The organism is Serratia sp. YC16 (assembly GCF_009707615.1).
Taxonomy (GTDB): Bacteria; Pseudomonadota; Gammaproteobacteria; order Enterobacterales; family Enterobacteriaceae; genus Serratia; species Serratia surfactantfaciens.
In genome coordinates this window covers 233,335-253,927 of the sequence record NZ_WLYN01000003.1, presented here as the reverse complement: position 1 = coordinate 253,927, position 20,593 = coordinate 233,335, and the positions used below count along the sequence as shown (strand labels likewise).

Sequence of the window (20,593 nt, the reverse complement as noted above, 5' to 3'; positions counted from 1 at the left end):
GCGGCTCACGCCGCTTGCACGGCCAGCGTTCGCCGCATTAAGCGATAGCCGCCGGCCGCCACCGCCATAACCACCAGGCCGGCAATGAGCGTGACGCCGAAGCCGGCCTTGATCCCCACCGCATCGATCGCCAGCCCCGCCAGGGCGGCGCCGAGCGCCACGCCAATCCCCAGGCCGGTCACCATCCAGGTCAATCCTTCCGTCAAGCGTGAAGGCGGCACGAGGCGTTCAACCAACCCCATGGCGACGATCATGGTTGGCGCGAAAAACAGTCCGGCGACAAACATCGCCGCCGCCAGCGTTAAGACATTGTGCACCCACAGCAGCGGCAGCGTGGTGAGTGCGGTGGCGAAGGCGGCGTATAAGAACTGCCGGGGCAAGGGAGACGGCAGCTTTATTGCGCCGAAAATCAGCCCGGCGAGGCAGGAGCCGCCTGCATAAACCGACAGCACGATGCTGGCGGCGGCCGGCTGCCCTTGCTGCTCGGCGAAGGCCACGCTGATGACGTCCACGGTGCCGACGATGGTGCCCAGCGCGATCAGCGCCAGCACCAGGATCTGCATCGACGGCATCGCCAGGATGGCGCGCTGCCGCTGGCGAGTGCGGGGGTAAACCGGAGGCTGAGTGCTTTTTTGCCAGGCGAACGCCGTGACGCCCGCCACCAGAAGCAGCGCGGCCGCCAAAGGGCCGGCCTCAGGGAAGAGTGAAACGCTGAGCCCCACGGCGATCGGCGGGCCGATGATAAAGGCGACCTCATCCAGTACGGATTCGAATGAAAATGCCGTGTGCAGCTGCGGCGTGCCGCGATAAATTTCGCTCCAGCGGGCTCTGACCATCGCGGAGATGCTGGGCATGCCGCCCGCGAGCGCGGCGAAGACGAACAGCGTCCAGTCCGGCGCCCGATAGTGGGTGCAGATCAGCAGCAGCAACAGGGCGAGTGCGCTGACCCCGGTGGCGTAGGGCAGCACGCGGTTTTGGCCGTGGCGGTCCGCCGCGCGTGCGATTTGCGGCGCGAGCAGCGCCATGGAAAAGGCGAATGTCGCCGCCACCGCACCCGCCAGCCAATAGGAGCCGCGTACCTGCGAAAGCATGGTGATGATGCCGATACCGGTCATTGAGATCGGCAGGCGTGCGATCAACCCGGCAGAGGAAAACGCCTTGCTGCCCGGTGCGCTGAACAGTGTGAAATAAGGATTTGCCATGAAAAGGGCTCCTGAATGTTGGCGGCTCGGTCTTCGCGCAATGCCCATCATTGACATACGCCACGTATGTTACGTTAATTGACATACATGGCGTATGTCAATTATAACGTCATCAATGGCGAGACGGGAGTGAATCCATGGCACGTAAAGCGCGCACAGAAATGATTGAAGAAACCCGGCGTAAGCTGGTGGCGGCCGCCCGTCAGCAGTTCGGCGGCGTGGGGTATGCCGAAACGGTGATGGATGAGCTTACCGCGCAAGCCGGTATGACGCGTGGTGCGCTCTATCACCATTTTGGCGACAAGAAGGGATTGTTTTTGGCCGTCGTGCAGGAAATCGACGCCGAAATGGATACGCGCCTGGCCGACATTACCGCGAGCACGCCGGATGACTGGGAGGCCTTCGCAGGGCGTTGCCGCGGTTACCTGATCATGATGACGGAGCCGCATGCGCAGCGCATTCTGTTACGCGATTCGCCTTCGGTGCTGGGAGCCGACTATCTACAGGCCAGCAAGTTGGGTTGCATCACCTGGATGACGGGGGCTTTACAGGCGTTGATGGCGCAGCGGCGTATCGCTACCGCCGAACCGGAAGCGCTGGCGCATTTAATCAATGGCGGCCTGATGGATGCTGCGCTGTGGGTCGCACATCAGCCGGAAAAAGAAACGGCGTTGGAACAGGCGTTAGCCGGTCTGAACCTGTTGCTGAACGGGCTGCGTTTTCCCGTCGCTTAAATGTTGAAGCCGGCCGCCGCGCGTTGCGGCGGCGGCTTAGGAGTGAAGGGGAGCGGGCTGGACGTTTTGCGCCAGCTGGATATTGTTGCGGCCGCTGTGTTTCGCCAGGTAGAGCGCAGCGTCGGCTGCACCGATCGCCGATTCGACGTCCAGCTTTTCCAATGCCGAGATGCCGGCGCTGAGCGTCAGCGTGCCGCTGTGCTGTGGGCTGGCACCGTGTGGGATGTTCAGTTCCGCCACCCGCTGGCGTACCCGTTCTGCCAGCTGCGCCGCGTAGCCTTCGTGCACGTTGGTCAGCAGCACCAAAAACTCTTCCCCGCCGTAGCGCACCACGATATCGCGCGAACGCACCGCATCGCGGATGGCGACCGCCACTTGCACCAGCGCCCGATCGCCCATCGCATGGCCGTAGCTGTCGTTGTAGACCTTAAAGTGGTCGATATCCAGCAGCAATACGTAGTGGCGGCCGGTTTGCGGCTCCAGCAGCATATTGATCTTATTCTCCAGCCCACGTCGGTTATAAAGACCGGTCAGGGGATCGATCATGCTCAAATTATTGAATCTGTCCCGTTCGTTATACAGATTGGCCACCAACGCATGGGTGAAGATTTCGCTGCGTTTCAACATCAGATGATGGAGCGAGAAAGCAATAATAGGTAATACCGTAGTGAATAATATCCGCAGGGTATTATGCATGCCGTCCAGGGCCAGGATCATCATTGCAGAGGGCACGGCGTGCAAACAAAAGGCGGTGAAGTTATCCGTCAGAGAAATAGCGCTGATAAAAAAGATACTGAACAAACTAATTAATAAAAAATCTTGGTTATTCGGTAGGCAATACTGACTTTTGACATAGATATGTGCGGCCCACAGCAGGCCGAGCACGCTGGCGAACAGGTTGAGTTTGCACTGGTATTGCCGCGGTGTGTACAACGAAAATAGCGCCGCCGCCAGACAAAATAACGGTATGCATAATAAAGGCAGAGTAAAAGAAGGGACATCCCTAAAAGGGAACAATAACGTAAATATGGAAGAGGCGGCATTCATCATTAGAAAAATAAATAATGCCAGGCGCTGCTTGCTGTTCAGTAATTCCTGATAAGAACGGGCGTTCATACGGAGGTCACTCTTTGCAAAGTCGTACTGTCGAATAATTAAGGTTGAGAAGCATTCCCTCGGCGCGAAATATCCACTTGAATTGCATGGTTGACCGTTGTGATTATTATCATGCAAACAGGACTAGGAATTTTCTTATGTCAAATTATCATTTTTTCATGCTGGTGTCATCTGGGTTTGGTCACCGTAGCGAAAATGATGCGGCGGCCAAAAAAGTGTTATATGATATTGGTTATCATTATCACTTGAAGGGGGTTGTCATGCTTACTGCCATGATTGCCGCATGCGGGCTGTGGGGCGTCAGTTGGTGCCTCGGCGATCGTCTGGCCAGCGCCTGGGGCGTTTTGCTGCCGTGCGCGCTGATGCCGCTGCTGGCCTTGATCGACCTGGATATGATGCAGTTGCGCACCCTGATCGTGATAGCGATGTTGGCGACGCTGGTGATGTTGTTTAACAGCCGGTTGCGTCACTATCTGCTGCTGCCTTCCTGTATGGCGTTGGCGGGCGGCCTGGCGGCCATCAGTCTGAACTTCAGCGTCGGCTAAACGCCGGAAACGGCAAAACCACGCTTATACGTGTTTATCATCAATGCGTTGGGATTTTTTCGAGGGAACTGCCGGAGAGATCATCAATTGGTGCGAAGAGAGGGACTTGAACCCTCACGTCCGTAAGAACACTCACACCTGAAGCTAGCGCGTCTGCCAATTCCGCCACCTTCGCACAGTCGATGTTGTTGCTTTGATTTATATTACGTCGCCAGATTGGTGCGAAGAGAGGGACTTGAACCCTCACGTCCGTAAGAACACTAACACCTGAAGCTAGCGCGTCTACCAATTCCGCCACCTTCGCATCGATGCTGAGTGCAATATAAATCATGTGGTTATTGGTGCGAAGAGAGGGACTTGAACCCTCACGTCCGTAAGGACACTAACACCTGAAGCTAGCGCGTCTACCAATTCCGCCACCTTCGCGTACCAGAAACATTACCGGAGTAACGTTACCACGGAGGCGAATTCTAGAGATTTTGGCGGACACGTCAATAGTTATTTCCCCGCTTTGCGGGCGTTTGCTGGAAAAACAGCCATATCGCCGCTTTTCTGCTGGTCAAACAGCCAAATCAGCCAATCAATCAACACTCTGACCCGCGGCGCCAGGAAACGGCCGGGTGGATACATGATGTAAATCGGCATCGGCGGAGGCGGCGTTTCCGTCAACACCTCCACCAGCTCCCCCTGTTTCAGCCAGGGTGCCAGCGAATAGCGCGCCGCCTGAATCAATCCCATGCCGGCGCGCGCGCCGGCGATGTAGGCATCGGCGCCGCTGACGCTGAGCCGCGCGGGCAGCTCGCGCAGTTCCAGCTTGCCGCCGCGGCAGAATTCCAGCGGGTAATCGCGGTTGCTGGCCAGGGAAAAATAGCCCACCGCGCGATGCGGCGCCAGGCTATCGATGTCGAGCGGCGTACCGTGGGCCTGCAGATAAACGGGGGACGCGCAGGTCACCTGCGGCAGCTGGGCGATGCGCCGCGCCGCCAGGCCGTCGTCTTCGGTTTCCCAGGCGCGCAGCACGCAGTCTACGCCTTCGCGCAACAGATCGACGTGGGTGTCGTTGGCGCCCAGCGCCAGCGTGATGTCGGGATATCGCCGATAAAAGTCGTCCAGCGCCGGAATCACCACCTCGCGCGCCAGCGAATGGGGCATATCGATGCGCACCTTGCCGGACGGCTGCAGCTTATGCTGGCTGAACAGCGTGTCCGCCTCTTCCAGCGCCCCCAGCAACTGCACGCAGCGCTGGTAATAGAGGCTGCCTTCGCTGGTCACCTGCACCTGGCGGGTAGTGCGGATCAGCAGGCGCACGCCCAGCCGCTGTTCCAGCCGTTTCAGTGCGTTGCTGACCGTGGCGCGCGGCAGCTGCAGGCGTTCGGCCGCCCGGCTGAAGCTGCCCAGTTCGACGATGCGGGTAAAAATGCGCATGGCTTGAACCTGATCCATGTTCACTCCGGATTGTTGGCGATTCTTAAACAGTGATGTGCAATCTGCATTATTTATCTTTGCCGCGTAAACAACCAGACTTTGCTGCGTTATCCATTCACCGCATGAGGGCAGCACAATGCAACAACGTAAACTCGGTTCCAACGGTCCCGTCGTCTCCGCTCTGGGGCTGGGGTGCATGGGCATGAGCGACTTCTATTCCACCGGCGCCGATCGGCAAGAAGCCATTGCCACGCTGCACCGGGCGCTGGAGTTGGGCGTCACGCTGCTCGACACCGCCGACATGTACGGGCCGCACACCAACGAACAGCTGGTGGGGGAGGCGATCAAGGGCAAGCGGCGGCAGGTGTTCCTGGTCACCAAGTTCGGCATTCTGCGCGATCCGGCGGATCCGTCGGCGCGCGGCGTCAGTAGCCGGCCCGAGTATATCCGGCGCTCGGTGGAAGGCAGCCTGCGGCGCTTGGGCGTGGAGGAGATCGATCTCTATTATCAGCACCGGGTCGATCCGCAGGTGCCGATCGAAGACGTCGTGGGCACGATGGCGGATCTGATCCGCGAAGGCAAGATCCGCCATATCGGCCTGAGCGAGGCGTCGGTCGCCACGCTGGAGCGGGCGCACAAGGTGCATCCGATCACCGCGCTGCAGACCGAGTATTCGCTGTGGACGCGCGACGCCGAACAGGGCGTGCTGGCGGCCTGTGAGCGTCTGGGCATCGGCTTTGTGCCATACAGCCCGTTAGGGCGCGGTTTTCTCACCGGCGCTATCCGGCGGCCGGAGGATCTGGCCGAGGACGATTTCCGCCGCAGTAACCCGCGCTTCCAGGGGGAAAACTTCGCCCGCAACCTGGCGCTGGTGGAGAAGGTGGGCGAGCTGGCGGCGCAGAAGGGCGTCAAGCCTTCACAGTTGGCGCTGGCCTGGGTGTTGGCGCAGGGCGAGCACATCGTGCCGATCCCCGGTACCAAACGCCGGCGCTATCTGGAAGAGAACGTCGCCGCGGCGGAGATAACACTGAGCGCGGCTGAACTGGCAGCGATAGAAGCGGTGTTCCCGCTGAGCGCGGCGGCCGGCGATCGCTACGGCGCGGAGTCGATGACCTATATCAACGGCTAAAAAAAAGCGCGGCCTCGGGCCGCGCTCTGTCGTTTTCCGCCAACGGGAACTTATTTCTTCTTCGGCGCGCGCGGCGGGCGGCCGACGGTAGCCTGGTACACCTTGAAGCGGCCGTTCTGCGCCAGCACTTCGTGGCTGCCGAAGGTGGCGTCCAGAATGTCCGGGTACGGCAGGAAGGCGTTGGCGACGATGCGCAGCTGGCCGCCGATCGGCAGATGCTTCACCGCGCCGCGGATCAGGGTTTCCGCGGCGGTCAGGCTGGTCTGCAGCCCGTCGTGGAACGGCGGGTTGGAGATGATCATGTCGAAACGGCCGGTGATGTCGGAGTAAACGTTGCTGACGATCACTTCGCCTTCGATGCCGTTGGCAGCCAGCGTCGCACGGCTGGATTCCACCGCGGCGGCGTTGACGTCGCTGAGGGTCAGTTTCACCTTCGGCGACAGCTTGGCCATCACCGAGGCCATCACGCCGGCGCCGCAGCCGATGTCCAGCACCTTGCCTTTCATGTGTTTTTCCAGCGTCGACAGCAGCAGCGAGCTGCCGACGTCCAGGCCATCGCGGCTGAACACGCCCGGCAGCGTTTTCACTTCCAGATCGTGCAGCTGATAGCTGTCCCACCAGTCGTTCAGATCGAACTCGGTCTGCGCGTCCAGGCGGCCGTGATACAGGCCGCAGCGCCGTGCGCTGTCGATTTTCACCAGCGCAACGTGGCCTTCCAGCGTTGGCTCGGCGCTGCGCACGCCGCTGCGGTTTTCACCGACCACGAACACGTCCACGCCTACCGGCAACAGCGCCAGGAGGTTGCACAGTTGGAATTGCGCCTCCTGCTTGCTCTTCGGCCAGTAGTAAACCAGCGTGTCGCAGTCGGCGACGAAAGCGGGATCGACGGTCAAACCGAACTGCACGTTATCGCCCATCGTCCGGTTCAGTAACTGCCAGTGATGGTAATGCTGAGTGTGGACGCGCACGTCCGCGGCCTCGAATTGGGCCGGCAGGCTGTCCTGCAGGTCGCCGGCAAACAGCACGCGGCGTTCGATAAATTCATCACTGTGGCGCAGCATGACTTCACTGGCGGGGGTTAATGCAGACATCAGATATTGGCTCCTGGAAATGAGACCGGGGATTATAGAGCTTTGTGGCGATATGTTCGACGGGTTTGTTGGCGCGGGCTGCGCGGGTTTGTTAGCATAGCGCGGCGCATGGCAGGCATGGCGCACCACAACGGGTAGGAATCGGCATGGCATCAAAACGCGACTGGCTGTTACAACAACTGGGTATTACGCAGTGGACATTGCGCCGCCCGGGCGTGTTGCAGGGCGAAGTGGCGGTCAGTCTGCCACCCGAGGCGCGCCTGCTGGTGGTCGCGCAGACGCTGCCCGCGCCCGACGATCCGCTGTTTTGCGACGTGCTGCGCAGCCTGGGGCTGACGCCGGCGCAAACCTACAGCCTGACGCCGGAACAGGCGGCGATGCTGCCTGAAGAGACCACATGCAACAGTTGGCGGCTGGGCGTGGCGGAACCGCTTGCGGTCGCCGGCGCGCAGCTACACAGCCCGGCGCTGGCCGAGCTTTCCCAAGACGCGGGGGCCAAACGCGCCCTCTGGCAGCAGATTTGTCATCATGAACACGATTTCTACCCTGACGGCGGCCGACCTGGCCACAGCCTTCACCATTGAGCAAGCCAGCCACGCCTTTCCCTGGACGGAAACCACCTTCGCCAGCAATCAGGGCGATCGCTACCTTAACCTGAAGCTGAGCGCCGACGGGGAGATGGCGGGATTCGCCATCACGCAAATCGTGCTGGATGAAGCCACGCTGTTCAACATCGCCATCCATCCGCAGTGGCAGCGCCGGGGTTTTGGCCGCCTGCTGCTCAACGCGTTGATCGAACAGCTGGAGAGTCGCGGCGTGGTCACGCTGTGGCTGGAGGTGCGCGCCTCCAACCAGGCGGCGATCGCGCTGTATGAAGATCTCGGCTTCAACGAAGTCACCGTGCGCCGCAATTATTACCCGAGCGCCCACGGCCGCGAAGACGCGATCGTGATGGCGCTGCCGTTGGCGTAATCTAAAAACATCCTATTGATTGTTTTCTTCCCTTTAACAACTTAAAAGTTGTTTCCTGATTAATTTACATCAAACAAGTTGTTTTTCGCTGTGACGACAACTAATTTGTTGTTTATTGTTGAGGAAACAATCAATGCGTTGTTTGGAGGTGGGGATGAGAAAATTATCAGAAATATCAGCGTTGCTGAAAGAAAAGCGCATTGAGTTGGGCTGGAGCCAAAAAGACTTTTTGATGAAGATTGGCATGACTCAACAGCAATATCAGCGTGTTGAATCGGGCAGCGATATGCGGATGAGCACGCTGCTACGGATATTGGCGGCGATGGATTTGGAATATGTTATCGTGCCGAAAAGGTCTGTCCGTGATGTGGAGTGCTTGCTGCAACAGACAGTGAGTCATGCACCAGAAGTGAGTAACTTACAGAATTTCGAAGAAAAACTGAAAGATCTCGAGGACTAGCGAATGAAAGGGCGGCGACAGGTTGAATCGGTGCAGGCGTTAGCCTTGATATTGCATGGTGTGCGGGTGGGCGTGCTGGCGCACTACAGCGGCGGCAGAAACATCCTGACGTTTGATCCGCACTACCTCGCTTTGCCGGAGCCTGTTCGTCCCCTGTTTACGCTAAGGCAGAAGGCGCACGCAGGGTATCTTGAGCAAGTTTTACAGTCATCGCAGCGCCTTCCGCCCGTCTTATCCAATTTATTGCCCGAAGGCGCACTGCGCAGTTGGTTGGCCCAGTCGTTGAAAACCCATGTGAATGAGGAGTTTCCTTTAATTGCCTGGGCGGGGGAAAACTTGCCGGGAGCGCTTGAAGCACGGCCGCTGGCCGCAAGTGATATTCCCGCTTGGGCGTTAATGTCGCGCGGAGAGCTGGAAGCCGTGCAAATTGATGTTGGAGTGGTGGCGCAGAAATTTTCTCTGGCAGGGGTACAAATGAAATTTTCCTCTGTGCGCAAAGATGGCCGCTTCAACATTTCTTCTCAGGTGGGCGCTGATAGCTGGATCATTAAAACGCCTTCAACCGTTCATCGTCATCTCCCCGAAAATGAATATACGGCAATGCGCTTGGCGCAAGCCATCGGCGTGGATATTCCCGATATTGAGCTGGTTGAGCTGACACGGCTTGAACACTTGCCTGATATTCGCTTGGCGGATGAACCCTATGCTTATGCCATTCGTCGTTTTGACCGCAGTGAAAGTGGGCGAGTGCATACAGAAGATTTTGCCCAGATATTCGAGATCTATCCACACGACAAATACCGCGGCAAAAATTACGATCAGATAGCGGCTTATCTCTATGAGTTTGGCAGTGAATCTTTAGCGGATACGCAGCAAATGGCGCGCCGTCTGTTGGCGAATATTCTGCTCGCCAATGGCGATGCTCACGTAAAAAATTGGTCCATGATCTATCCAAACCAGGCCGATGTGCGGCTTGCCCCCGCTTATGACATCGTCACTACATTGGTTTATATCCCTGGTGAGTCTGAGGTTGCGCTCAATATGGCGAAGGAAAAACGCTGGGATAGGATCTCAATGCGAACCTTCGAGCACTGGTCTGATCGAGTCGATATTCCCTGGCCCGCAATACGGGTGCATCTCTTGGATGCCATCGACAAGGCGCGAGCTTTGTGGCCGGCATTGTTGGAAAACCTGCCGATGGCGGACGATCACAAATCGATATTGCGTCGGCATTGGGCTGCCTTGTCCCCCGATTTCCGCCTGCGTTAGCGGGAAATCGGATCCATTGATTGTCACCGGTTGGCAAATCGGCGAAAATGCCCGGCTGTTATCTTTTATTCACCGCTTTGCCCGGCGCCGCGATCGGCGCGTTCTGATGATGTCGCAGGGCGGACTAACCGTAGAACCTGAAAACCATGTCTCCTAGTGAATTTGCCCGCGAAGTCTCCAAAAGAAGAACTTTCGCCATCATCTCGCACCCCGATGCCGGTAAGACCACCATTACCGAAAAAGTGCTGCTGTTCGGACAGGCGATCCAGACCGCCGGTACGGTAAAAGGCCGCGGCTCCAGCCAGCACGCCAAATCCGACTGGATGGAAATGGAAAAGCAGCGTGGGATCTCGATCACCACCTCGGTGATGCAGTTCCCGTATCGCGACAGCCTGGTCAACCTGCTGGACACCCCGGGGCACGAAGACTTCTCCGAAGATACTTACCGTACCCTGACCGCCGTCGACTGCTGTCTGATGGTGATCGACGCCGCCAAGGGCGTTGAGGATCGCACCCGCAAACTGATGGAAGTCACCCGTTTGCGCGACACGCCGATCCTGACCTTCATGAACAAACTGGACCGCGACATCCGCGATCCGATGGAAGTGATGGACGAAGTTGAGCGTGAACTGAAGATCGCCTGCTCGCCCATCACCTGGCCGATCGGCTGCGGCAAGCTGTTCAAAGGCGTTTACCACCTGTACAAGGATGAAACCTACCTGTATCAGACCGGTAAAGGCCACACCATTCAGGAAGTGCGCATCGTCAAAGGCCTGAATAACCCGGAACTGGATGTCGCCGTGGGCGAAGATCTGGCGGCGCAGCTGCGCGATGAGCTGGAACTGGTGCAGGGTGCTTCCCACGAGTTCGATCAGGAGGCTTTCCTGAGCGGCGATCTGACCCCGGTGTTCTTCGGTACCGCACTCGGCAACTTCGGCGTGGATCATATGCTGGACGGCCTGGTAGCCTGGGCGCCGGCGCCGATGCCGCGCAAAACCGATACCCGCGAAGTGACAGCGGCGGAAGAGAAATTCACCGGCTTCGTGTTCAAGATCCAGGCCAACATGGATCCGAAGCACCGTGACCGCGTGGCCTTTATGCGCGTCGTGTCCGGCCGTTATGAGAAGGGCATGAAGCTGCGCCAGGTACGCACCGGCAAAGACGTGGTGATCTCCGACGCGCTGACCTTTATGGCCGGTGACCGCTCGCACGTGGAAGAAGCCTACCCGGGCGACATCATTGGTCTGCACAACCACGGCACCATTCAGATCGGCGATACCTTCACCCAGGGTGAAGACATGAAGTTCACCGGTATTCCGAACTTCGCGCCTGAACTGTTCCGCCGCATTCGCCTGCGCGATCCGCTGAAGCAGAAACAGCTGCTGAAAGGGCTGGTGCAGCTGTCCGAAGAGGGCGCGGTGCAGGTATTCCGTCCGATCGCCAACAACGATCTGATCGTCGGCGCGGTCGGTGTGCTGCAGTTCGACGTGGTGGTGGCGCGCTTGAAGAGCGAGTACAACGTGGAAGCGCTGTATGAGTCGGTCAACGTGTCGACCGCGCGCTGGGTCGAGTGCGACGACGTGAAAAAGTTCGAAGAGTTCAAGCGCAAGAACGAGATCAACCTGGCGCTGGACGGTGGGGACAACCTGTCCTACATCGCGCCGACCATGGTGAACCTCAACCTGACGCAGGAACGCTATCCTGACGTGACCTTCCGCAAGACGCGCGAACACTGATAAATCGGCAGGGCGCCCGGTGCGCCCTGCCAACCTCCCTCATCCTCACTCCGCTAATTAATAAAACTTCCTCACCTTTTATGCCGCAAACCGATGTCGCCAGGCAGCGTTCGTTTGGCCTGCGTTTTTCGTCTGATGGTCTATGTTTAACAAGATGCCCACACATTGCTTGAGAGTAAATCACTGTAATGCGTTGGTTATTTGGTGACTTATTCCAATGTGTTGCCGATAGGAGACAGTGTGTTTCCTTGAATATCAATGAGATGGCTGTTTTACCGTTTTGTGTCACTTAGTCTGTCGTCAATAGGCGACAGTTTTTTGATTAAAAATCCGACGCAATGATTTATATATTTGATTTTAAATGTATTTATTGAGTTGGCACGACGGTTGCAGTACTCCTGTCGTGAACGCTTAATCGTATAGCGATGATGAAGTATTTACCGAGCAGGCCGCGTGAAGGCGGCCGCAGGGTTCCGGCGCTCTGGCGCTGAGGGCCCCCAACAAAAGGAAGAGATCGATGAAAAAGACCAAATTTGCACACTCGCTGATGGCTGTCGTATTGGGTTCTGTTTTGGTGAGCGGCAGTGCGCTGGCCGAAGACAGTCTGCTCAACAAGGCGTCTAACGCCGCGGATAGTGCCGGTGCCAAAATCGATAGCTCCATGAAAAAAGTTGACGGTTACATGGATGACAGCGCGATAACGGCTAAAGTTAAAAGTGCGTTGGTGGAAGATAAGACCATCAAAAGTTCTGACATTTCGGTGAAAACCGAAAAAGGCACGGTGACCCTGAGCGGGTTCGTCGGCAGCCAGGCGCAGGCGGAACATGCGGTCGCGGTTGCCGGTAAGGTGGAAGGCGTCAAGACCGTCAGCGACAAGCTGCACGTGAAAGATGAAGCCAACCAGTCGATCAAATCGTATGCCGGCGACACCGCCACCACCAGCGAGCTGAAAGCCAAGTTGCTGGCCGACGACATCGTGCCGTCGCGCAATGTGAAAGTGGAAACCACCGACGGTGTGGTGCAGCTTTCCGGCGAAGTGAAAACGCAGGCGCAGTCTGAGCGTGCGGAAAGCATCGCCAAGGCCATCGACGGCGTGAAAAGCGTGAAAAATGACCTGGTGGTCAAGCAGTAATCCCGCCAGGCGCCCGTAACAAGTCACAACAAGCCGCATCTGTCGGGCCGTGAAGGCGGCCCGACGTGTACCACCAAAAAAAGAAACTGATTTGCCGTCGATGCCCCGTTGTCGGGGCGGGAGACAGCAGCGATTTTTTCACAATGGTAAGGAGAAGCTTATGTTTCGTTGGGGCATTATCTTTTTAGTCATCGCGCTTATCGCTGCGGCGCTGGGGTTCGGTTCGCTGGCGGGTACCGCCGCCTGGGCCGCCAAGGTGGTGTTCGTCGTCGGCATCATCCTGTTCCTGGTCAGCCTGTTCACCGGCCGCCGGCGCCCTTAGCCGGCCGGCATTTTCCTGTAAACTGTAACAAAGCTTAATTCCTTTTCTCACGTCGGGAGGGCCGGCCATGAACAGCGATATCGTCGTCGGACGCTGGAAACAGCTGAAAGGCCAGGTATGGCAGGCGTGGGCCGAATGGTCCGGCAGCGATTGCGCCTGGCTGGCTGGCAGCAATGATTTCCTCGCCGGCGTGCTGCAAGAGGATTACGGAAGAGAGCGAGACGCGGTATCCTCGGAAAAAACGTCTCACTGAGGATGCCAAGTTGGGATACAGAATACCCATCACGCTCGGCAATATAGAACCGCTGGCGTCTAAACCCTTTCGGCCAGGAAAAATGGCGTTGGTCTGTGAAGGCGGCGGCCAGCGCGGCATTTTCACCGCCGGCGTGCTGGACGAGTTTCAGCGCGCGGGCTTTAACCCTTTCGATTTGTTGATCGGCACGTCTGCCGGCGCGCAAAATCTGTCCGCCTACATCTGCGGCCAGATGGGCTACGCGCGTCGAGTGATCACCCGTTACACTACGTCGGCGCAATTTTTCAATCCGCTGCGTTTCGTACGCGGCGGGCATCTGATCGATCTCGATTGGTTGGTCGACACGGCGGCGGCACAGATGCCGCTGGCGATGGACGTGGCGGAACAACACCTCACCGATGGGCGCGAGTTCCTGCTGTGCGCCTGCCGCAGCGATGATTTTGAACCGACCTATCTGCCGGCGCAGCGTGAACGCTGGCTGCCGGCCATCAAGGCGTCCAGTGCCATTCCCGGCTTTTATCGTCAGGGCGTGGAGCTGGATGGCGTCAGCTATCAGGACGGCGGCATCAGCGATGCGATCCCGGTGGAAGAGGCCTACCGTCGCGGCGCCGACACCATCGTGGTGATCCGCACCGTCCCTTCGCAGATGTACTACACCCCGCAGTGGATGAAGCGCATGGAGCACTGGCTGAGCGACAGCAGTCTGCAGCAGATGGTGCGCATCCTGCAGCACCACGAGCAAAGCTACCACCGCATCCAGCGCTTTATCGAGAAGCCGCCGGGCAAGCTGCGCATTTTCGAAATCTTTCCACCGAAGCCGCTGGCCAGCAATGCGCTGGGCAGCCGACTGGGTTCGCTCAATCAGGATTATCATCTGGGGCGCCGCTGCGGCCGTTATTTCCTGGCCACCGTCGGCCAGTGGATGGCGCAGCCGGAGCCGGACGGCATGAAGGTGAAGAAATCGCTGTCGCGCCGTCTGATCCAGCCGGAGAACGTCAGAATGCCTTCGCCGATCGTGACCGATATCGCCATGCCGTCCGATCTGGGCGCGCAGCCGGAGGCCGCGGTGGCGGCGCCGAAAATTATCCTGCCGGGCGATCTGCCGCCGGGTGAAGGGGGCGCGCTGTGAGTTACGCCTTTACCGATACCCACTGCCATTTCGATTTCCCACCCTTTACCGGGCATGAGGCCGAGAGCCTGGCGCGGGCAGCCGGCGCCGGCGTGCAGCGCATCATCGTGCCGACGGTTACCGCCGATCGCTTCGCGCGGGTGCTGCGGCTGGCGCAGGAGCACGCGCCGCTGTTCGCCGCGCTGGGGCTGCACCCGCTGTATATCGCGCAGCATCATGAACCGCAGTTGGAACAGCTGGCGGCGTTGCTGGCCGAACGGCCGCACAAGCTGGTGGCGGTGGGGGAAATCGGGCTCGATCTGTATATGGACAACCCGCAGTTCGAGCGGCAGCAAAGCGTGCTGCTGGCCCAACTGAGGCTGGCGAAACAGCATGACCTGCCGGTGATCCTGCACTCGCGCCGCACTCACGATCAGCTGGCCGCGGCGCTGCGGCGCATACAGCTGCCGCGTCGCGGCGTGGTGCACGGCTTCGCCGGCAGCCTGTCGCAGGCACAGGCGTTTATTCGCCTTGGCTATTATATCGGCGTGGGCGGCACTATCACCTATGAGCGGGCGCAGAAAACGCGCGGCGTGATGGCGCAGCTGCCGCTCGAGGCGCTGCTGCTGGAGACCGATGCGCCGGATATGCCGCTGGCCGGCTATCAGGGGCAGCCGAATCGCCCCGAACGCGCCGCCGAGGTGTTTCAAACGCTGTGCGCGCTGCGGCCGGAACCGGCCGACGAGATCGCCGCCCACCTGCAACGCAATACTCAGGCGCTGTTCGCCATGCCGAACTGAGATGACCATAACGTGACCTGCGTCACGTTATAAGATTTTCATTTGCGTCTCGTTGTATACATTTGTGACATAAATCGGTGCGAGGGTGACCTCGCTCAGTATAATCCCCCGCGAAACTCTCCAATAGCAGACCTCTCTTCATGAGCAGGGATGTATTTTATTTTTTGCAACAGGGAAACTTTGCATGCAACTCATCATGAGTCTGGTTGGCATGGCGGTGCTGATCGCCATTGCGGTGCTGCTCTCCAGCAACCGCCGGGCCATTAAACTGCGCACCGTCGTGTGGGCGTTCATCATTCAGGTCGGCATCGGTGCGCTGGTGCTGTACGTGCCGCTGGGCCGCAGCATCCTCGGCAGTATGTCTAACGGTGTGGCAAACGTTATCGCCTACGGCAATCAGGGCATTTCGTTCATCTTCGGCGGGCTGGTGTCCGACAAGATGTTCGAGGTGTTCGGCGGCGGTGGCTTCGTGTTCGCGCTGCGCGTCCTGCCGGTGATCGTGTTCTTCTCCTCGCTGATTGCGGTGCTGTACTACCTCGGCATCATGCAGTTGGTGATCCGCGTTCTGGGCGGCGGCCTGCATAAGCTGCTGGGCACTTCGCGCACCGAATCGCTGTCGGCGACCGCCAACATTTTCGTCGGCCAGACCGAAGCGCCGCTGGTGGTGCGTCCGTATATCGCCACCATGAGCCAATCGGAACTGTTCGCCGTGATGTGCGGCGGCCTGGCCTCGGTGGCCGGTTCGGTGTTGGCGGGGTACGCGCAGATGGGCGTGCCGCTGGAATACCTGATCGCCGCGTCCTTCATGGCGGCGCCGGGCGGGCTGTTGTTCGCCAAGCTGATGGTGCCGGAAACTGAGCAGACCCACGATAAAGACGATGCGATGAAGCTGATCGCCGAAGAAGATCGTCCGGCCAACGTGATCGACGCGGCGGCTTCTGGTGCGGCTTCCGGCATGCAGTTGGCGCTGAACGTCGGTGCGATGCTGCTGGCGTTTATCGCGCTGATCGCCTTGCTTAACGGCATTCTCGGCGGTATCGGCGGCTGGTTCGATTATCCGCAGCTGTCGCTTGAACTGATCCTCGGCTGGGTGTTCTCGCCGATCGCCTTCCTGATCGGCGTGCCGTGGAGCGAGGCGATGACCGCCGGTTCGTTTATCGGCCAGAAGATCATCGTCAACGAGTTCGTCGCCTACATGAACTTCGGCGCCTATCTGCGTCCGGACGACGTGGTGGCGGCGGAAGGCCTGCAGGTGCTGTCGGCCCACACCAAGGCGATCATCTCCTTTGCGCTGTGCGGTTTCGCCAACCTCTCCTCGGTGGCGATCCTGCTGGGCGGTTTGGGCAGCATGGCGCCTAACCGACGCCATGACATTGCGCGCTTCGGCCTGAAGGCCGTGGCGGCGGGCACGCTGTCCAACCTGATGAGCGCCACCATCGCCGGCTTCTTCCTGGCGCTGTAAGCCATCCCAGAGCCCGCGACGGTGCGACCGAACGCGGGACTCCGCCTATACTCTAAGCAACGCGGGTGCTTGCCGCACCCGCGATCTTCAGCCGCTTCTTTAGCGAATTTGTGAACGATATCGCGTTATTTTGTGATGCTCTTCACATATAATTCCGGTCTGTTACAGTGCTATTTCATATAGTGTGACGCTGAACGCGAATCGCCCCCGGCATTCGTGTTCAAATAGCTATTACTGGCCGGCCGCAAGGCGGGTGGCCATGTGCGGTGAGAAGGATCTCAGTTGCCGCCGCGGGAACGCCGTTCCCCAGCGCTATCTTCATGGAACCAAGTCCGCTCGCCAACACCCAGGTACTCAGTTGGAGAGTTTTATGACCGAATTAACCGCAGCAGCGCAACGTGCGCTGAACCTGATGGATTTAACCACGCTGAATGATGACGATACCGATGAGAAAGTGATCGCGCTCTGTCGTCAGGCCAACAGCCCGGCCGGCCACACGGCGGCCATCTGCATTTACCCGCGTTTTATTCCGGTGGCGCGTAAGGCGCTGCGCGAGCAAGGCACGCCGGACATTCGTATCGCCACCGTGACCAACTTCCCGCATGGCAATGACGATATCGACATCGCGCTGGCGGAAACCCGCGCGGCGATCGCCTATGGTGCGGATGAAGTGGACGTGGTGTTCCCTTACCGTGCGCTGATTGCCGGCAACGAGCAGGTTGGCTTCGAGCTGGTGAAACAGTGCAAACAGGCTTGCCAGGCGGCCAACGTGCTGCTGAAAGTGATCATCGAAACCGGCGAACTGAAACAGGCCGATTTGATCCGCAAGGCGTCCGAGATCGCCATCAAGGCCGGGGCTGACTTTATCAAGACCTCCACCGGCAAGGTGCCGGTTAACGCCACACTGGAGAGCGCCGAGCTGATGATGTCGGTGATCCGCGATATGGGCGTGGCGAAGACGGTGGGCTTCAAGCCGGCCGGCGGCGTGCGCACTGCGGAAGACGCGCTGCATTATCTGCAACTTGCCGATCGTATTCTGGGCGAGGGCTGGGCCGACGCGCGGCATTTCCGCTTTGGCGCTTCCAGCCTGCTGGCCAGCTTGCTGACCGCGCTGGGCCACCAGACCCAGACCGCCGGTGGCGGCTACTGATCGATTTCGTTGGCGGGCGCCAGGCGTGCCCGTCTGCACCGACTCTCGGCGACACAGGGGGATGCCTTGTTCCTGGCTCAAGAAATTATTCGTAAAAAACGCGACGGCCAGCCGTTAAGCGAAGCGGAAATCCGCTTTTTCATCAACGGCATTCGCGACAACGTGGTGTCGGAAGGGCAGATCGCCGCGCTGGCGATGACCATTTATTTCCACGACATGAGCATGCCGGAGCGCGTGGCACTCACCATGGCGATGCGCGATTCCGGCACCGTGCTGGACTGGAAGAGCCTGGCGCTGAATGGCCCGATCGTCGACAAGCATTCGACCGGCGGCGTGGGCGACGTGACGTCGCTGATGCTCGGCCCGATGGTGGCGGCCTGCGGCGGCTATGTGCCGATGATCTCCGGCCGCGGCCTGGGGCATACCGGCGGCACGCTGGACAAACTGGAAGCCATTCCGGGCTTCAATATTTTCCCGGACGATAACGCCTTCCGTAAAATCATTCAGGACGTCGGCGTGGCGATCATCGGCCAGACCAGCTCGCTGGCGCCGGCGGACAAACGTTTTTACGCCACCCGCGACATCACCGCCACCGTGGATTCGATCCCGCTGATCACCGCCTCCATTCTGGCCAAGAAGCTGGCGGAAGGGCTGGATGCGCTGGTGATGGACGTGAAGGTCGGTTCCGGCGCCTTTATGCCGACCTACGCCCTGTCGCAAGATCTGGCGCAGGCGATCGTCGGCGTGGCCAACGGCGCGGGCTGCAAGACCACCGCGCTGCTGACCGACATGAACCAGGTGCTGGCCTCCAGCGCCGGTAACGCGGTGGAAGTGCGCGAAGCGGTGCGCTTCCTGACCGGCGAATACCGCAATCCGCGTCTGCTGGAAGTGACGTTGGCGCTGTGCGTCGAGATGCTGCTGTCCGGCGGCCTGGCGCAAGACGAGGCCGACGCGCGCGCCAAACTGCAGGCGGTGCTGGACAACGGCAAGGCGGCGGAGGTGTTTGGCCGCATGGTGGCGGCGCAGCAGGGGCCGATAGACTTCGTCGAACGCTATGATAGCTATCTGCCGGCGGCGACGCTGAGCAAGCCGGTGTATGCTGAAAAGCCAGGCATCATCAGCGCTATGGATACCCGCGCGCTGGGCATGGCGGTGGTTTCGCTGGGTGGCGGCCGCCGCCGGGCGAGCGACGCCATCGATTACAGCGTCGGTCTGACCGAGGTGGCGCGCCTGGGCGATAAGGTGGATGCCCAGCAGCCGCTGGCGATGATCCACGCCAATGATGAAGAGAGCTGGCAGCAGGCGGCCGATGCGGTGCGCAGCGCGATGACGCTGAGCGATAAGGCGCCGGAAGCGACGCCGGTGGTGTATAAGCGCATCACGGAATAACCCAAGAATCAGGAACGGCCGCGGCTTTTTCGCGGCCGTCCAAAGCGTGAGAACACGCAGGAGAGCACAGATGAAACGCACATTTATTATGGTATTGGACTCCTTCGGCATCGGCGCCAGCGAAGACGCCGAACGTTTTGGCGACCAGGGTTCCGACACTCTGGGCCACATCGCCGAGGTTTGCGCGCGCGGTGAAGCCAACGTGGGCCGTCAGGGCCCGCTGACGCTGCCTAACCTGAGCCGTTTGGGTCTCGGCAAAGCGGCGGAAGAGTCCACCGGCAACTTCCCGCAGGGGCTGGATCGCAATGCCGATATCATCGGCGCTTATGCTTACGCCAGCGAGCTCTCTTCCGGTAAAGACACGCCGTCGGGCCACTGGGAAATCGCCGGCGTGCCGGTACTGTTCGACTGGGGCTACTTCAAGGACGAGCACAACAGCTTCCCGCAGGCGCTGCTGGATAAGCTGGTGGAGCGCGCCAACCTGCCGGGCTACCTGGGCAACTGCCACTCATCCGGCACCGTGATCCTCGATCAGCTGGGCGAAGAGCACATGAAAACCGGCAAGCCGATTTTCTACACCTCCGCCGACTCGGTGTTCCAGATCGCCTGCCATGAAGAAACCTTCGGCCTGGAGCGCCTGTACGAGCTGTGCGAAATCGCGCGTGAAGAATTGACCGAAGGCGGTTACAACATTGGCCGCGTGATCGCGCGTCCGTTCGTCGGCGACAAAGCGGGTCACTTCCAGCGCACCGGCAACCGTCACGATCTGGCGGTGGAGCCGCCGGCGCCGACCGTGCTGAAAAAGCTGGTGGACGAGAAGGGCGGTGAAGTGGTGTCGATCGGTAAAATCGCCGACATCTACGCCAACGTCGGCATCACCAAGAAGGTGAAAGCGACCGGCATCGATGCGCTGTTCGACGCGACCCTGACGGAAATGGAAAAGGCCGGCGACAACACCATCGTGTTCACCAACTTCGTGGACTTCGACTCTTCCTACGGCCACCGCCGCGACGTGGCGGGCTACGCCGCGGCGCTGGAGCTGTTCGACCGCCGCCTGCCGGAGCTGCTGAAGCTGGTGAAAGATGAAGACATCATCATCTTCACCGCCGACCACGGCTGCGATCCGACCTGGCCAGGCACCGACCACACCCGTGAACATATCCCGGTGCTGGTCTACGGCCCGAAAGTGAAACCGGGCTCGTTGGGCCACCGCGAGACCTTCGCCGACATCGGCCAGACCGTCGCCAATTATTTTGGCCTGTCGCCGATGGATTACGGTAAGAGCATGTTTTAATTCG

Annotated in this window: 21 protein-coding genes and 3 tRNA genes; 17 read left to right on the top strand and 7 right to left on the bottom strand. The window is 59.5% G+C overall.

Annotated elements, in window-relative coordinates; all coding sequences use genetic code 11:
• Positions 1-5: 5 nt before the first annotated feature.
• Positions 6-1,202: an MFS transporter gene (locus GKN89_RS13060; RefSeq protein WP_154747131.1), complete on the bottom strand. Its 1,197-nt coding sequence runs from the start codon at positions 1,200-1,202 to the stop codon at positions 6-8.
• 137 nt (positions 1,203-1,339) lie between these two features.
• Between GKN89_RS13060 and GKN89_RS13055 the strand changes: the two genes are divergently transcribed.
• Positions 1,340-1,936, top strand: a complete 597-nt coding sequence (locus tag GKN89_RS13055) for a TetR/AcrR family transcriptional regulator (RefSeq protein ID WP_154747130.1) — start codon at positions 1,340-1,342, stop codon at positions 1,934-1,936.
• Between the two features lie 36 nt (positions 1,937-1,972).
• Here the strand turns inward: GKN89_RS13055 and GKN89_RS13050 are convergent, their stop codons facing one another.
• Positions 1,973-3,052 carry a GGDEF domain-containing protein gene (locus tag GKN89_RS13050; protein WP_154747232.1) on the bottom strand — a complete coding sequence of 360 codons (1,080 nt, stop codon included), beginning with the start codon at positions 3,050-3,052 and terminating at the stop codon, positions 1,973-1,975.
• A 260-nt stretch (positions 3,053-3,312) separates the two neighbouring features.
• Here GKN89_RS13050 and GKN89_RS13045 point away from each other — a divergent pair, with 260 nt between their 5' ends.
• On the top strand, positions 3,313-3,597 hold the full coding sequence (locus GKN89_RS13045; protein WP_025159611.1) for a DUF1435 domain-containing protein: 285 nt from the start codon (positions 3,313-3,315) through the stop codon (positions 3,595-3,597).
• An 88-nt stretch (positions 3,598-3,685) separates the two neighbouring features.
• On the opposite strand, the gene GKN89_RS13040 is transcribed toward GKN89_RS13045, so the two are convergent.
• The 4 genes from GKN89_RS13040 to GKN89_RS13025 all read right to left on the bottom strand — a co-directional run bounded on the left by GKN89_RS13040 (position 3,686) and on the right by GKN89_RS13025 (position 5,040).
• Positions 3,686-3,772, bottom strand: a tRNA-Leu gene (locus GKN89_RS13040).
• A 42-nt stretch (positions 3,773-3,814) separates the two neighbouring features.
• Positions 3,815-3,901 (bottom strand) — tRNA-Leu (locus GKN89_RS13035).
• Between the two features lie 35 nt (positions 3,902-3,936).
• Positions 3,937-4,023: transfer RNA gene (locus GKN89_RS13030), tRNA-Leu, on the bottom strand.
• A gap of 72 nt (positions 4,024-4,095) precedes the next feature.
• The gene (locus GKN89_RS13025) at positions 4,096-5,040 is read right to left on the bottom strand and encodes a LysR family transcriptional regulator (RefSeq protein ID WP_154747129.1); all 945 of its coding nucleotides are present in this window, start codon (positions 5,038-5,040) and stop codon (positions 4,096-4,098) included.
• A gap of 118 nt (positions 5,041-5,158) precedes the next feature.
• On the opposite strand from GKN89_RS13025, the gene GKN89_RS13020 reads away from it, so the two are divergent.
• Positions 5,159-6,151 (top strand): aldo/keto reductase, encoded by a 993-nt coding sequence (locus tag GKN89_RS13020; protein ID WP_154747128.1) that lies wholly within the window; start codon positions 5,159-5,161, stop codon positions 6,149-6,151.
• 50 nt (positions 6,152-6,201) lie between these two features.
• Here the strand turns inward: GKN89_RS13020 and rsmC are convergent, their stop codons facing one another.
• Positions 6,202-7,242: a 16S rRNA (guanine(1207)-N(2))-methyltransferase RsmC gene (gene rsmC / locus GKN89_RS13015; RefSeq protein WP_049241930.1), complete on the bottom strand. Its 1,041-nt coding sequence runs from the start codon at positions 7,240-7,242 to the stop codon at positions 6,202-6,204.
• A 146-nt stretch (positions 7,243-7,388) separates the two neighbouring features.
• Here rsmC and GKN89_RS13010 point away from each other — a divergent pair, with 146 nt between their 5' ends.
• The 14 genes from GKN89_RS13010 (at position 7,389) to deoB (ending at position 20,589) form a co-directional block, all read left to right on the top strand.
• Positions 7,389-7,826, top strand: a complete 438-nt coding sequence (locus tag GKN89_RS13010) for a DNA polymerase III subunit psi (RefSeq protein ID WP_019454981.1) — start codon at positions 7,389-7,391, stop codon at positions 7,824-7,826.
• A complete protein-coding gene (rimI, locus tag GKN89_RS13005; protein WP_019454982.1) occupies positions 7,771-8,214 on the top strand; it encodes a ribosomal protein S18-alanine N-acetyltransferase in 444 nt (147 codons plus the stop codon). Before GKN89_RS13010 ends, rimI begins: the two co-directional genes overlap by 56 nt.
• Positions 8,215-8,368: 154 nt before the next feature.
• Complete coding sequence (locus GKN89_RS13000) at positions 8,369-8,674, top strand: helix-turn-helix domain-containing protein (RefSeq protein ID WP_019454983.1); 306 nt, start codon at positions 8,369-8,371, stop codon at positions 8,672-8,674.
• A 3-nt stretch (positions 8,675-8,677) separates the two neighbouring features.
• A complete protein-coding gene (locus GKN89_RS12995; RefSeq protein ID WP_154747127.1) occupies positions 8,678-9,943 on the top strand; it encodes a type II toxin-antitoxin system HipA family toxin in 1,266 nt (421 codons plus the stop codon).
• Positions 9,944-10,089: 146 nt separating this feature from the next.
• Positions 10,090-11,679, top strand: a complete 1,590-nt coding sequence (gene prfC, locus GKN89_RS12990; RefSeq protein ID WP_154747126.1) for a peptide chain release factor 3 — start codon at positions 10,090-10,092, stop codon at positions 11,677-11,679.
• Positions 11,680-12,196: 517 nt separating this feature from the next.
• A complete protein-coding gene (osmY, locus tag GKN89_RS12985; RefSeq protein ID WP_063918121.1) occupies positions 12,197-12,811 on the top strand; it encodes a molecular chaperone OsmY in 615 nt (204 codons plus the stop codon).
• A 160-nt stretch (positions 12,812-12,971) separates the two neighbouring features.
• The gene (locus tag GKN89_RS12980; protein ID WP_004933089.1) at positions 12,972-13,133 is read left to right on the top strand and encodes a DUF1328 domain-containing protein; all 162 of its coding nucleotides are present in this window, start codon (positions 12,972-12,974) and stop codon (positions 13,131-13,133) included.
• A gap of 67 nt (positions 13,134-13,200) precedes the next feature.
• The gene (locus tag GKN89_RS12975) at positions 13,201-13,386 is read left to right on the top strand and encodes a hypothetical protein (RefSeq protein ID WP_019454987.1); all 186 of its coding nucleotides are present in this window, start codon (positions 13,201-13,203) and stop codon (positions 13,384-13,386) included.
• A gap of 10 nt (positions 13,387-13,396) precedes the next feature.
• Positions 13,397-14,515: a patatin family protein gene (locus GKN89_RS12970; RefSeq protein WP_074055303.1), complete on the top strand. Its 1,119-nt coding sequence runs from the start codon at positions 13,397-13,399 to the stop codon at positions 14,513-14,515.
• Positions 14,512-15,294 (top strand): TatD family hydrolase, encoded by a 783-nt coding sequence (locus GKN89_RS12965; protein ID WP_370520203.1) that lies wholly within the window; start codon positions 14,512-14,514, stop codon positions 15,292-15,294. The genes GKN89_RS12970 and GKN89_RS12965 overlap by 4 nt, the downstream gene beginning before the upstream one ends.
• Before the next feature lie 184 nt (positions 15,295-15,478).
• A complete protein-coding gene (locus tag GKN89_RS12960) occupies positions 15,479-16,756 on the top strand; it encodes a NupC/NupG family nucleoside CNT transporter (protein WP_019454990.1) in 1,278 nt (425 codons plus the stop codon).
• 370 nt (positions 16,757-17,126) lie between these two features.
• Positions 17,127-17,906 carry a deoxyribose-phosphate aldolase gene (gene deoC, locus GKN89_RS12955; RefSeq protein WP_016929165.1) on the top strand — a complete coding sequence of 260 codons (780 nt, stop codon included), beginning with the start codon at positions 17,127-17,129 and terminating at the stop codon, positions 17,904-17,906.
• A 66-nt stretch (positions 17,907-17,972) separates the two neighbouring features.
• The gene (deoA, locus tag GKN89_RS12950) at positions 17,973-19,295 is read left to right on the top strand and encodes a thymidine phosphorylase (protein WP_019454991.1); all 1,323 of its coding nucleotides are present in this window, start codon (positions 17,973-17,975) and stop codon (positions 19,293-19,295) included.
• A gap of 70 nt (positions 19,296-19,365) precedes the next feature.
• Positions 19,366-20,589, top strand: a complete 1,224-nt coding sequence (gene deoB, locus GKN89_RS12945) for a phosphopentomutase (RefSeq protein ID WP_154747125.1) — start codon at positions 19,366-19,368, stop codon at positions 20,587-20,589.
• Positions 20,590-20,593: the final 4 nt, after the last annotated feature.